Here is a 13,215-nt window from a genome sequence, read left to right as displayed (position 1 = left end):
ATAGAAATATGAAGGCATCAATAATTATAGGCTCCACAGGGCTTATTGGGTCAAAACTTCACGAAATCTTAAGTAATAACCCTAATCATGCTAAATTGCACTTAGTGTCAAGGAGAGCCCCGAGTAACCTAACCGAAAAGTCGGTTCTCATTCCCATTGAGAATGGCATCTACTCAATCCCTTCCGAAATAAACTACGCATTCTGCTGTTTGGGAACCACCATGAGAAAAGCTGGTTCAAGAGAAGCTTTTCGCAAGGTTGATTTTGACATGGTAGTTGACTTTGCCCAAAAGGCTAAAACTGCAGGTATTGAACGATTTGCCGTGGTAAGTTCCATTGGGGCTAATCCAAAATCGAAGAACTTTTATCTGAAAACCAAAGGGCAAGTTGAGGAAGAACTTAAGAAGATAGGTTTCGCACGGTTAGTAATTGTTCGCCCCTCACTCCTACTGGGTAAGCGAAACGAGAGACGCATTGCCGAGGATATTGGAAAAGTCTTATACTCCATATTTAGCATCCTCTTTATCGGTCCCCTAAAAAAATACAAGGGAATTAAAGACGAAGATGTAGCCAAAGCGATGATTGCTCTTGTAGAACAGGGACAAGGTACAATAATTGCCGAATCGAACACGCTTAATCTGTATAGCAAGGAGTACGATGCGAAGAGGTAGGGAAGTTGGAAGACGCCTGCCTCGTAAACCGACGCTTTTTGGAGGTTGACGAGGGAAGACGGAAGACAGAGAAAAGTAATCGGTAGTCGGTAGTCAGTAGTCAGTAATCGGTAATCAATCAGTCTTTATGAACACAAGCGAATATTTTCAATCATTAGTTAAAAATCGCCAGAGCGATAGAGGGTATACAGATCAGCCTATAGAGCCAGAAAAACTGGAACGGATTCTGGAGACAGCTCGATTAGCGCCATCGGCCTGCAATGCTCAGCCCTGGAGGTTTATTGTGGTAAACGATACGGAGCTAAAAAACAAGCTAGCCGATACCACCTCAAGCAAAATATTGGGCATGAACCATTTTACTAAGCAAGCACCAGTTCATATAGTAATTGTGCTTGAGGGAGGGAATTTCAACTCGAAATTTGGGAGCGTGGTTAAGCAAAAGAACCTTCCACTTATAGATATTGGGATTGCTGCCGAGCACATTTGTCTTGCAGCAACTGCCGAGGGGCTTGGTTCATGCATGATTGGCTGGTTTGATGAATCGGCTGTAAAAAGACTGCTTAATATCCCCAGAACCAAGCGTCCTATCCTAATCATTACGCTTGGCTATCCTGCCAAACCCGAAGTTAGAGAAAAGCGAAGGAAAAGCCTTGAGCAGGCGGTGGGATTCAACACGTATTAACATCAATAAAGAGTTATACTTAAAATTAACAAAATAAGACTTTACCTAATGGTAAACTCCTTGAAATGTTGAGTAGGTATAGGCTGGACAAAGAAATGGGTTACGTTTGAGTGAGGTGACCCCATTTTGCAGTGCGCTTCAAACACCTCGATGGTATGTGCATCGGCTTCGGCCTCAACATATACGCTTCCATCGGGCTGATTTTTTACGAATCCCTTAACGTCAAGTTCGGCAGCCAGCTTAAATACAAAATAGCGGAACCCAACCTGCTGCACTTTACCTTTGAGCACTATGCTTTTTGCTTTAACATCCATATCCAACTAACTTTTAGCTCAAATTTAGGAAAAATTCTATACTCGAATCAAGCATTAGCTCAAACTGGTTTCGCCATATAGATATAAAAGATATATTTGTATACACAATTTTAAATAACTATGGACTACATACTCATTATAGTTGCAGCAATTCTTATTGTACTAGGTTTGTTAGGATGCATTTTACCAGTTATACCTGGCCCCCCCTTAAGTTTTGGAGGCTTACTAATTCTTCACTTCACCCGTTGGGGAGCAATAAACTCCGACCTACTGCTTTGGCTGGGTATTGCTGCAGCAGTGGCCACCGCCCTCGATTACGTTTTCCCCATATGGGCAACAAAGCGTTTTGGGGGCAGCAAACGGGGTGTATGGGGATCGACCATAGGGTTGGTTGTTGGGCTATTCCTTTTTCCTCCGTTTGGAATAATTATAGGCCCCTTTGTGGGTGCGTTTATTGGTGAGGTTACAGCAAACCAAAACCAAAGGAGCGCATTGAAGTCTGCCTTTGGTTCGTTTGTTGGCTTTTTGTTAGGAACCGGCTTAAAGTTTGCCGTTTCGGGTGTTACCACCTACTACTTTGTAAAAGAGCTCTTCCTTCGATAGATGAAGCAACTGCCTTATACTACTTGGCCTTTTTAAAGAGTTAAGCGTTTGCCGTTTTTCTGTGAGCCAGATTTACCTTAACGTTTCGCCCCTTCACCTCTGTTTCGTTCAGGGCTTTAATGGCATTTTGGGCCTCTTCCTCTTTTTCCATTTCAACAAATGCATAACCCTTTGATTTGCCCGACAGCTTATCCACAATGATTCGCACATTTAAAACATTTCCAAAAGGAGTAAACACCTCTTTAATCTCTTCTACGGTCATTGTGTAAGAAATATTCCCTATGTAAATATTCATAATACAAAAGCATTTAGTTTGTTATGTAATATAAAATTAGGGCAAAATTTTTAATAAAAACAAAAAAAAGGCAGCTTTTTTAGCTGCCTTTTCCTGATTATTTGAGTTTTACTACTGTCCAAGGGTAGCAACCATAACCGCTTTAATGGTGTGCATACGGTTCTCAGCCTCATCGAAAACGATGCTCGCATCCGACTCGAACACCTCCTCGGTAACCTCCATTGACTCAAGGCCAAACTTCTGGAAGATATCCTCACCAACAACCGTTTTGCGGTTGTGGAATGCAGGTAGACAATGCATGAACTTACAGTTGGGGTTTCCGGTCAGCTCCATAGCCTTTTTGTTCACCTGGTATGGCTTTAGTAGTTTAATTCTATCGGCCCATACAGACTCAGGCTCACCCATCGATACCCAAACGTCGGTGTAAAGGAAATCACATCCCTTAACGCCTTCCTCAACGCTCTCTGTACGGGTAATCTTAGCGCCAGTTTCCTTAGCAATCTCTAGGCACTGATTGTAAAGTTCGTCCGATGGCCAGCAGTCCTTTGGAGCAACAGCACGGAAATCCATACCCATTTTAGCTGCACCAACCATTAACGAGTTACCCATATTGTTGCGGGCATCACCCATATAAGCAAAAGCTACGTTGCATAGGGGTTTGTTGCAATGCTCGCGCATTGTTAGGAAATCGGCCAATATTTGGGTCGGGTGAAACTCGGTTGTTAATCCGTTCCATACTGGAACACCAGCATGCTGAGCTAGGGTCTCAACAATCTCTTGAGAGTAACCACGGTACTCAATACCATCGTACATACGACCCAGTACGCGGGCAGTATCTTCCATCGATTCCTTCTTACCCATCTGCGAGCCGGCAGGGCCTAGGTAGGTAACTTGGGCACCCTGATCGTATGCAGCCACCTCAAAGGCGCAACGAGTACGGGTTGAGTCCTTCTCGAAAAGAAGCACAATGTTCTTTCCTTTCAGCTTTTGCTGCTCAGTTCCAGCATACTTGGCGGCTTTTAAATCGGCCGATAGGTCAAGCATAAACTGAATCTCTTTGGGAGTAAAATCAAGAAGCTTTACGAAGCTCCTATTTCTTAGATTAAATGCCATAACTTAAAATTTTAACGTAGGTTCAACAATTACTATTCGTATTCTAGGGTGATTTTTGTTCCGTAGGTTTTATCCTCGAGCTTGGTGGCCTCGGTAATTACGCTCATATGCCCACCTTGTGCTACAAAGTTTAAGCACGCCTGAATTTTGGGTGACATGTTACCCTCGCCAAACATACCCTCGGCCATAAACTTCTCGGCATCGGCCTTACTTAAAAACTCCAATTTTTTCTCGTTTGGCTTTTTGTAGTTTATGAAAACGTAAGGCACATCGGTTAGGATGTAAAACTCATCGGCTCCAATACGGGCTCCCATGAGAGCTGAAGCAGAATCCTTGTCGATTACCGCTTCGGATGGGCGCATATCGCCTTTCTCATCCATATATACTGGAATTCCACCACCACCAGAAGCAATTACAATGATACCCTGATCGACCAGCTGCTTAATAACCTTCTCGTTAACAATGCCCTTGGGAGCTGGTGAGGGTACTACCCTTCTCCATCCTGTGCCTGTATCCTTAACCTCCTCCTTAAAAATCCAACCTTTCGACTTAGAAAGTTCATCGGCTTGCTCCTTGGTGTAAATTTTACCTACGCGCTTAGTGGGGTTTGCAAAAGCAGGGTCATCCTTATCAACAAGTACCGGCGTAACTAGGCAACACACCTCCTTATCGATACCGTGCTTACGAAGCACATTGCGAAGCTGGCGCTCAATCATATACCCTATACCACCTTGCGAATCGGCCACACATACATCTAGCGGCATCTGAGGGATATGGTACATCTCCTCACCTGCATCGTTACGCATAAGGATATTTCCCACCTGTGGGCCATTGCCATGGCTAATCACCAGGTTATACCCCTCCTTAATAAGGTACACTAGGTTTTCTAGTGTGTCTGTGGTGTTCTGCTCTTGCTCCTCAATGGTTCCCGCCTGGTTACCACGAAGCAGCGCATTACCACCTAAAGCTACAACTGCTAATTTACTCATATACACTTTTTTATTGGTTTTTCATTTTTTTTGAACAGCAAAACTATAAATTTTTTCATTTCCTATAGCACCTAACAACCACTTGGAGCGTATTCTCTTAGCTATAAGTCGGGTGTTTAATAACATATCAAACCCGAATGCCTATATAAACCTCATTTCCAGGCAACTTCAAAACTAGAAATGATGCCCACGGCAATGAATTAGCTGCGGAATAGGATCCTCCGAATCCTAGCAAGTCCTACTACCACCCACTGACGTTCATCGGGCTTAAGGAATGGGATTAGCCAGATTACCAGAGGGAAAAGGGCAGCAATTGCAAGCTTAAGTGTAATATTTAGCAAAACAGATGAAAAGGTTATATTGATACCCACCACCAGCATTACTAGCGCAATGCAAAACGACACAATGATACGTTTGTACTCGTAGGGAATTGGGTAATACCTCTGCGCAAAGTAAAGCACAACCAAAAGGAAAATACTTTGCGATATGGCTGAAGCTACAGCAGCACCATATACCCCAAAAACTGGAATAACAAGATAGCTGAGGGCAAGGTGGAAAACCGCGACAATGGGTACAATTACGCTCACAATTTTTGTTTTCTTCACAATATTAAGCCCATTAATAGCTACATCCTTAATGGTACTTAGCAAGATGCCAAGGCTAAGGATAGGTATTACGAACAGAGCCTTATGGTATACCTTATCGGTTACAAACAGGTCGAGTATCTCGGCACCAAATATTGATAGCACAAGCGAGGCGTAAATTACCAATACGGCAAAATAGGTCATAATGCGCGAATAGATCTCTTTATTGTCTGGGTGATCCATTAGCTTAAAAATGGTGGGCGCCACGGCAAGCTGTATGGAGTGAACTACAAATACTCTAATGGTATTGGCAAACCGGAAAGCTGTGGTGTAAATACCAACATCTAAAAGGGTTGCCCTGTAGTTCAGCACATACCTATCGAGGGTTGCCAATGCAATTCCCGATACTGAGGCCACGGTAAGCGGAAGGCTATATTCCAACATATCTTTTAGAACCTGCAGCTTTAGCTTTAATACCGATCTTCGATAGGAGTATAGAGCCGTGATTAGCATGAAGAATAGGTTTCCAAGTATTTGAGCTTCGTAAATACCCTCCAACCACCTATCGAATTTGGTTATAAAAAGCACTGTTAAAATTAGGGTTACAAAAAGTCGAGTAAGATTTGTTACGGTGTAAAGTCCCGCTCTTTCCTCCAAACGCATTAAAGATAAGGGTAGCTGGGCCAGTATTTGAAGAACAACAGATATCACCATTAGGGACAGCACTCTACTGTAATCAACGCTATCGAAAAGCAGCGTTGACAAGTTTTGCGAGGCAAAAGCACCCAGCACAACGAAAATGCCCCCCGTTAGGCCAAGAAATGAAAACAAGGTGAAAAAGATACTTTTCCTGTCATCGGTATGCTTTTTATCCCAATACCACCTGAAGTAAGCTTGATACAGCGATAGCCCAAGGAGAGCAACAAGTACCTGTATAGTAACATCAACTACACCTAATACCCCAAAATCGTTTACAGAAAAGATTTTCGTATCGGTGTACAGCGGCATCAGCACAATGCCAACAAGCTTAGTTGATATATTACCTAGGCCATAAACAATGGATCCTCGTGCAGTCTTCTTTAATCCTTTTAGCATTAAGCAAATACATTTATATACTATACAGTAAAATTATTACAAAGGCAGTAGCAACAGGTTGAAATCCGTTAACATTTAAAACCCTAAAATTACCCAAATCTTGATTAAACCAGCAAATAAAATGGTGTACGAGGTAAATATTGCTATTTTTGCTAGCTATACATCTTAACCAAAGCGCTATTTTCTTAAATGAAGTCATCGCCCCAAGTAAAGAGTAAACCAACAACTGCAACCATAGCAATGGTTGTAGACAATGAGTTTTATGGAGACATTAGAGTACACAATGAGGCAACGGTTTTAGCACAGTACGGGTTTAACATCAAAATATTCTGTTTGTCGTTTGGTAAACAACCCTTATTTCAAAAATATATAGGCATTGAGGTTCACCGTATCCAGATTAACCGCAAGTTAAAAAACATATTATTTGGGATAGTAAATACGATCCCGCTCTATTACTGGTTTTGGAAATATCATCTAAAAAAACAGCTGCAGGGAATGTGCGTGGATGCAATTCATGCACACGATTTGTATATGGCAATACCGGCCCGATGGGTTGCAAATAGATTGAGAATTCCGATGATACTGGATCTGCACGAAAATTACCCTGAAGCAGTAAAAAGTTATCGCTGGGCGAACAAGACGCCATACAAACTACTTGCTAAACCGGCCAGATGGGCTAAGCTAGAGGAAAGATATTTGCAGATGGCCGATGGAATAGTTGTGCTATCCGAAAATTTTGCTGATCATATCAACAGCAAGTACCCCAATATCTCAAGGGATTCGATTTGGATTTACCCCAACGTCCCCGATATTGACGAGCTTCAGAAGTACAAAACCAAAGTGACCGACCTCAACCCAGAAAAAAACTTCAACCTGTTATATTTTGGGGGAATTTCTGAACGCAGAGGTGTTTACACCTGCATAAAAGCCCTAGAACTTCTGGTGGCTAAGCATAGTGACATAAAACTTGTTCTAATAGGGCCGGTAGATGGTCATGAGAAAAACATGTTTGCCAAGGCAATTCAATCCCCACAAGTTAGAAATAGCGTCATCCACATCCCTTGGATCGACATTTCAGAACTCCCATCGTACATAAACGATTGCCACATATGCCTTTCCCCGATTTTCAAAAATGCTCAACATGACTCGGGTGTGGCTAACAAAGTATTTCAATACATGACCTTTTCAAAACCTTTAATCGTTTCAAACTGTGCCCCCCAAATAGAGGTAATAGATGAAGCCAACTGTGGGCTGGTTTTCGAAAGCGAGAACGCACACGATCTGGCTCAAAAAATTATCGAGCTATACACCAACGGTGACCTATGCAACAAGATGGGAGCCAATGGCAAACGAATGGTTTTAGACAAGTACAACACCAGCCATTTTGGGCAAGTGCTTGCTGATAATTATAAAGAACTATTGGGTCGCTAAAGCAATATCGGCAAGTCAAAACCGCTAAATTAAAATTGATATATTTACAAATAAAAAGTTCATCAACTTAAAACAAATCGATATGGCTACGGATAAAATGGGTTTCAACTCCAAGCTAATACACGCTGGAGCCGATAAAGATAAGTTTGGCAGCGCCACAGTGCCAATTTACCAAACATCAACCTTTGCCTTTGAGAATGCCGACGAAGGGGCAAAATGCTTTGCTGGCGAAAGCGATGGGTTTATTTACACTCGTATTGGCAACCCCACCATTCAGGCACTCGAAAAGCAAGTGGCTATCCTCGAGGGAGGATACGGTGGAATTGCTACCGCCTCGGGTATGGGTGCCGTTTCGTCAATATACATTGGATTGCTTAAGCAAGGCGACCATATGGTTAGCACCGATGCGGTTTACGGCCCATCAAGGGTAATCATGGAGAAGTACTTTTCGAACTTTGGGATTGAGTCGACCTACATATCAACCTCCAATATCGAAAACATCAAAAGGGCAATTAAGCCCAACACCAAGGTGCTATACATTGAAACACCCACCAACCCAACCATGGAGATAACCGACCTTGAGGCTTGTGTAAAATTGGCCAAGGAGCATAACCTTATTACCGTTGTTGATAACACATTTAGTAGCCCATACCTTCAGCGTCCGCTAGAGATGGGGATTGATGTGATTTTTCACAGTATGACCAAGTTTCTGAATGGCCACGCCGATATTGTTGCGGGAATGATTGTAACCCGCACCAAGGAGATGTACAATATCCTAAGGCCTGCCATGGTAAACATGGGCTGTAATATGGATCCTCACCAGGCATACATGGTGCTACGCGGTATAAAAACCCTTGCCATAAGGGTTGAGCGTGCTCAGCAAAACGCTATGAAGGTTGCCGAGTACCTGGAGAACCACCCAAAGGTGGAGTGGGTTAAATACCCGGGGCTAAAATCGCACCCACAGTCCGAGCTGGCACAAAAACAAATGTTTGGACCAGGGGCTATGATAAGTTTTGAACTTAAGGGTGGTTTTAATGCAGGCAAAACCCTAATGAACAACGTACAGCTAGCCATGCTGGCCGTTTCGCTAGGTGGCGTAGAAACCCTAATTCAGCACCCCGCCTCAATGACCCACTCCAAGCTAACCGCCGAGGCCAAAGCGAAAGCAAACATCACCGATGGGCTTGTTCGTTTCGCCGTGGGAATTGAGGATGTTGAAGATATTATTTCTGATCTTGATCAGGCCTTGTCCAAAGTTTAGTGCCTCGAGAATAGCTTCTTTTTGAATCGAAAATATTTGTATCTCAATGACCTGCATTGGGGTACAAATATTTAAACAGCCAAACCAACAAAAGCGCAAACTCTCATTAGTACTTATTAAAACATCACCCTTGCAAAACGAAAGTAACGGCAGAATACCTAAACGACCTTCCTATAGCCTATGGCTACTTAGGGGTTTAGCTTGGCTAGTGCTTTCGGCTGGACTATCAACCTTGCTAATTACAGCTGCCTACCGATGGGTAAACCCACCCTACACCTGGCTTATGGTGGAGAGATACATCTGGGGTGATGAAACTCGGCTTAAGGCTATTCAGCACGATTGGGTCAATCTCGATTCAATACCCAACCATATGGTACTGGCAGTGGTTGCTGCAGAGGACAACCTATTCATGACGCACTGGGGTTTCGACTTTAAGTCGATTAAGGAGGCTCGGGAAGAGATGCTACAGGGGAAACGGGTACGTGGTGCCAGCACCATTAGCATGCAGGTGGCTAAGAATGTATTCCTATGGCACGGCCGAACCTGGACTCGAAAAGTGCTAGAGGCAGGATTCACCATACTGGTAGAGGTTATTTGGGGCAAACAAAGGATTATGGAAGTATACCTAAATGTGGCTGAATTTGGCCCCTCAATATATGGTGTAGAGGCCGCATCGCAGGAGTATTTTAACCGAAAGGCTTCGGAGTTAACCCGCCAACAAGCAGCAATGCTAACAACGGTGCTTCCCAGTCCGCTTCGCAGAAATCCGGCTAAGCCCTCACAGTATATGCGAACCTACCAGCAGCGCGTACTTCGGAATATGAATAATATTGGCGAGATAAGCCTCTAGAAAAACACGAGCAACTAACCCTAGTATGAGAGCTAAATATATCATAATAGCACTATTAAGCATTACCTTGCAACTAACCACTCTGCAAACAAATGCGCAGCTTAACAAGTACTACTTTTACAACCAGGCGCGCACGCTAATTTCACAGGATAAGCATGCCGATGCCATAGCAATGCTTAACCAGCTTATTGTGGCCGATAACTCTCTGGCTGAGGCTTGGTTCTTGCGCGGACTAGCCAAGTACAACCTTAGCGATATGCAGGGCGCGCTGGCCGACTTTTCCAAGGCCATTGAGCAAAATCCTGTTTTTTCGCAGGCCCTTTTATATCGAGGCGTTGTTCTTGGTCGCCTTACGAGATACCCTCAGGCCAAAATCGATTTCGATATGGCCATCGACCTAAGGCCCAACTGGGCCGAGGGGTACTTTAGCCGAGGGGTTAACTTTCTGCTCATGCAGCAAACCCAACGATCGATAGATGACTTCTCAAAAGTTATTGATTTTGAACCCCGAAACGTAGATGCCTGGATAAACCGAGGAACATCCTACCTGTACCATGGCGATTCGCTTAGGGCACTAAACGATTACGCCCAGGCCATTAAGCTAAATCCGTTCTACGCCGAGGGGTATAGCAAGCGCGGACGATTGCTAATGGAAATGAAAAATTACCATTTAGCTACCGACGACCTGAGCAAAGCCATTGAGCTGGACAGCACCCTGTCAATTAACTACTTCCTTAGGGCTCTTACACATAATTACAACAACAATTTTACCCACGCAATTGATGATTTGAACAAAGCCATTGAGCTATCGCCAAACAATGCGTTAAGCATATACAACAGGGCCTTGCTCAGCTGGCGAATAGGAAAAAAATCGGATGCATTAGAAGATTTTGATCGTGTGGCCACGCTCAACCCCGAAAATTTGCTTGTATACTACAATAGGGGAATTCTGCAACTCGAACTCAACGATTTACCTGAAGCTGTAGACGATTTCACCAAAGCCATTGAAATATTCCCCGACTTTGCCAATGCGTACAGAGCACGATCGTCGGCCTATGCACAGTTGGGCAACTACGCCGAATCGGAGCTCGACCGTAATTTTGCACAAAGCATAGCCGAAAAGTACAGCAATAGGCACAACCAACCCCTAACCGATACCACAAGCACATTCGATAACCTCATTGCATTCAACTCCGACTTTTCGCCTAAAACAACCACACCACTGCTCGATGAGCTAGCTTCTAGCACAATAGATATTCTTCCTTTCATCAGGGTGGTAATTGTTAGTACAAATGAGCTAAGCGTTTTGAACCAGCAATTCGCCCCGCTTGACACCATTAACGTAGTTTTAAAAAATTATGGATATGCACTCACATTTAGCATTTTAAATACCCAAGCAATTCCTAATGATATAACGCTAAGCAATAGTTTTTCAGATAATCTGATCAAAGGCATAGCCCTTAGCACACAAAGAAGGTACAACGAATCGATAGATGCATATGAGGAGGCATTGGCCATATCGCCAAACAACCCCTTGGCGCTCATTAACCTTGCTGCGGAGAAAGCCGATATGGTAAACTTTGTTGCTTCATTTGAGATGGAACATAGCGAGGTTGCACTGGGGCAACGCGCAAGGAATGCTAGCAGCGTAGGCTCACTTGGCAATGCACAGCTCGAGTCGTATACCGAGTCGTTAGAGATTAACCAAGCCCTGCTATCGCAGCTAAAGAACAATCCAATTATTCAATACAACCAGGCAAACATTTATGCAATGGCAGGCCATATGGACCAAGCTGTAGAGTTGTATACCAGAGCAATGAGTACCGATGCTGAGTTGGCACCGGCATGGTACAATAGGGGCTTAATCCACTTTATGCAAAAAGAGAATCAACAGGGATGTTTTGATATGGGTAAAGCAGGTGAGCTAGGAATTCGACAGGCTTACTTACTAATTCATCGGTTCTGTAGGCGTTAGGTTACACCTTACTGCCCACCCATCTTTTTGACTTAAGGTAGGTGTACGATACCGTGATAAGCAGCAATCCGTACAACACCTCAACACCCCACACCATCTCTACTGGCACGCTAAACACCCTAACCAGTATTGCTGTAATTGCTAAATAGATAGCGAGAACAGAAACCTCAATAACTAGCGAAACATTCGTTTTTCCTGTACCCGAAATTCCGCTAAATAAAATATTCCCCATGCCCAGCATTAATGAGGCTACTGAAATGATATACACTATGGGCACACCCAAATCAATTAAATGCTGATCGTTAGTGTAGATAGATAGTAGCTGCTCGGGAATTAAAGAGCATATGGTTACAATAATCAGAATACCAGAGGCGCACATAATCATAATTTTACGAATGGTTTTAAGCACCTCCCCCACCTCACCGCGACCAATAAGGTAGCTAACCAGCGTATTGGTTGCCGAGGCAAACCCCATTATGGGAATCATCAGAATAACATAAATTGAGCGGATTATATTCGATACCGCCAGCTCGCTCTCGCCCATCTTCTCTATTATCAAAAAGAAAACGAACCATACCGAGAATGAAAAGAAGTTAAGCAGCATCATGGGCGCCGACACTTTAACTAATCGACCCAAAAGCCTTGGACTAAATACCGAGAAACTGAATAGGCGATACTTTTTACGCGGAATTCGCAGCGCAGTATACGCTATAAAAGCCAGCGAACAAGTAAGCTCTGCTATTACCGAGGCTAATGCAGCACCGCTAACCCCCATTTCGGGTAAACCAAAGTTTCCAAATATAAGTCCGTAATCGAGAATCACATTAACAATTACCATCACCAGGGTGGTAAGCGTAATTACACGTGTTTGGCCAATGCCTACGTAGAATGCCCTAAATATAAAATTGGTGTGGGCAAAAAATATTCCCCATATCCTAAACCCAATAAACTCGTTGCTGGTGTGCATCACCGCTTCCGACTCAACTATTAGGGACAGTAATTGGCTGCCAAAAAGTTTAACTAATGAGAAAATTAGGATGGCTAGCAGCAGCTGAAAAAAGTACCCGTGCTCAATGGTTCGGCCAATGGGCCTAAAGGCTCCCTCGCCAAATCGGCGGGCAACAATAATCTGCGTTCCAATGCCAAAGCCCCACCCAAACATAATGAGCGCCATATAGAAAAGCCCACCAATGGCACCACCTCCCAGCGCAACCTCGCCCAAGCGCCCAATGAACGCCGTATCGGTTACATTGATAATGTTTTGAGCTATGCTACCAATTATAATAGGATAGGCAATTGTCCAAATCCTTTTGTATGAAACGGTTGATGTCAATGGAGTGTAAATAAAG

At 43.6% G+C, this 13,215-nt stretch carries 13 protein-coding genes; 7 read left to right on the top strand and 6 right to left on the bottom strand.

Features of this window, described 5'->3' with window-relative positions:
* Positions 1-8: 8 nt before the first annotated feature.
* Together G8O23_RS03565 and G8O23_RS03560 are read left to right on the top strand one after the other, a co-directional pair.
* Positions 9-671, top strand: a complete 663-nt coding sequence (locus G8O23_RS03565; RefSeq protein WP_235942241.1) for an NAD-dependent epimerase/dehydratase family protein — start codon at positions 9-11, stop codon at positions 669-671.
* A gap of 127 nt (positions 672-798) precedes the next feature.
* Positions 799-1,353, top strand: coding sequence for a nitroreductase family protein (locus tag G8O23_RS03560; protein ID WP_166361839.1), 555 nt, complete (start codon positions 799-801; stop codon positions 1,351-1,353).
* Positions 1,354-1,394: 41 nt separating this feature from the next.
* Here the strand turns inward: G8O23_RS03560 and G8O23_RS03555 are convergent, their stop codons facing one another.
* Positions 1,395-1,667 (bottom strand): acylphosphatase, encoded by a 273-nt coding sequence (locus G8O23_RS03555; RefSeq protein WP_166361837.1) that lies wholly within the window; start codon positions 1,665-1,667, stop codon positions 1,395-1,397.
* A gap of 120 nt (positions 1,668-1,787) precedes the next feature.
* Between G8O23_RS03555 and G8O23_RS03550 the strand changes: the two genes are divergently transcribed.
* Positions 1,788-2,270 (top strand): DUF456 domain-containing protein, encoded by a 483-nt coding sequence (locus G8O23_RS03550; RefSeq protein WP_166361835.1) that lies wholly within the window; start codon positions 1,788-1,790, stop codon positions 2,268-2,270.
* Positions 2,271-2,310: 40 nt separating this feature from the next.
* On the opposite strand, the gene G8O23_RS03545 is transcribed toward G8O23_RS03550, so the two are convergent.
* The 4 genes from G8O23_RS03545 to G8O23_RS03530 all read right to left on the bottom strand — a co-directional run bounded on the left by G8O23_RS03545 (position 2,311) and on the right by G8O23_RS03530 (position 6,346).
* Complete coding sequence (locus G8O23_RS03545) at positions 2,311-2,565, bottom strand: RNA recognition motif domain-containing protein (protein ID WP_166361833.1); 255 nt, start codon at positions 2,563-2,565, stop codon at positions 2,311-2,313.
* A gap of 111 nt (positions 2,566-2,676) precedes the next feature.
* On the bottom strand, positions 2,677-3,678 hold the full coding sequence (argF, locus tag G8O23_RS03540; RefSeq protein WP_166361831.1) for an ornithine carbamoyltransferase: 1,002 nt from the start codon (positions 3,676-3,678) through the stop codon (positions 2,677-2,679).
* A gap of 32 nt (positions 3,679-3,710) precedes the next feature.
* A complete protein-coding gene (gene arcC / locus G8O23_RS03535; protein ID WP_166361829.1) occupies positions 3,711-4,667 on the bottom strand; it encodes a carbamate kinase in 957 nt (318 codons plus the stop codon).
* A gap of 200 nt (positions 4,668-4,867) precedes the next feature.
* On the bottom strand, positions 4,868-6,346 hold the full coding sequence (locus G8O23_RS03530; RefSeq protein ID WP_166361827.1) for a lipopolysaccharide biosynthesis protein: 1,479 nt from the start codon (positions 6,344-6,346) through the stop codon (positions 4,868-4,870).
* Positions 6,347-6,535: 189 nt separating this feature from the next.
* Between G8O23_RS03530 and G8O23_RS03525 the strand changes: the two genes are divergently transcribed.
* From G8O23_RS03525 to G8O23_RS03510, 4 genes are all read left to right on the top strand, one after another.
* Positions 6,536-7,777, top strand: a complete 1,242-nt coding sequence (locus G8O23_RS03525; RefSeq protein WP_166361825.1) for a glycosyltransferase family 4 protein — start codon at positions 6,536-6,538, stop codon at positions 7,775-7,777.
* Positions 7,778-7,859: 82 nt separating this feature from the next.
* A complete protein-coding gene (locus G8O23_RS03520) occupies positions 7,860-9,041 on the top strand; it encodes a trans-sulfuration enzyme family protein (protein WP_166361823.1) in 1,182 nt (393 codons plus the stop codon).
* A 130-nt stretch (positions 9,042-9,171) separates the two neighbouring features.
* Positions 9,172-9,891: a monofunctional biosynthetic peptidoglycan transglycosylase gene (gene mtgA / locus G8O23_RS03515; protein WP_166361821.1), complete on the top strand. Its 720-nt coding sequence runs from the start codon at positions 9,172-9,174 to the stop codon at positions 9,889-9,891.
* A gap of 25 nt (positions 9,892-9,916) precedes the next feature.
* Positions 9,917-11,866 carry a tetratricopeptide repeat protein gene (locus G8O23_RS03510; RefSeq protein ID WP_166361819.1) on the top strand — a complete coding sequence of 650 codons (1,950 nt, stop codon included), beginning with the start codon at positions 9,917-9,919 and terminating at the stop codon, positions 11,864-11,866.
* Position 11,867: 1 nt separating this feature from the next.
* Here the strand turns inward: G8O23_RS03510 and G8O23_RS03505 are convergent, their stop codons facing one another.
* Positions 11,868-13,199 carry an MATE family efflux transporter gene (locus G8O23_RS03505; protein WP_166361817.1) on the bottom strand — a complete coding sequence of 444 codons (1,332 nt, stop codon included), beginning with the start codon at positions 13,197-13,199 and terminating at the stop codon, positions 11,868-11,870.
* Between the last annotated feature and the right edge of the window lie 16 nt (positions 13,200-13,215).

Origin of the sequence: Perlabentimonas gracilis, from assembly GCF_011174675.1 — a bacterium.
GTDB classification, from domain to species: domain Bacteria; phylum Bacteroidota; class Bacteroidia; order Bacteroidales; family Tenuifilaceae; genus Perlabentimonas; species Perlabentimonas gracilis.
Note: the sequence above shows the minus strand (reverse complement) of the source record. Positions and strands in the feature narration are given on the sequence as shown.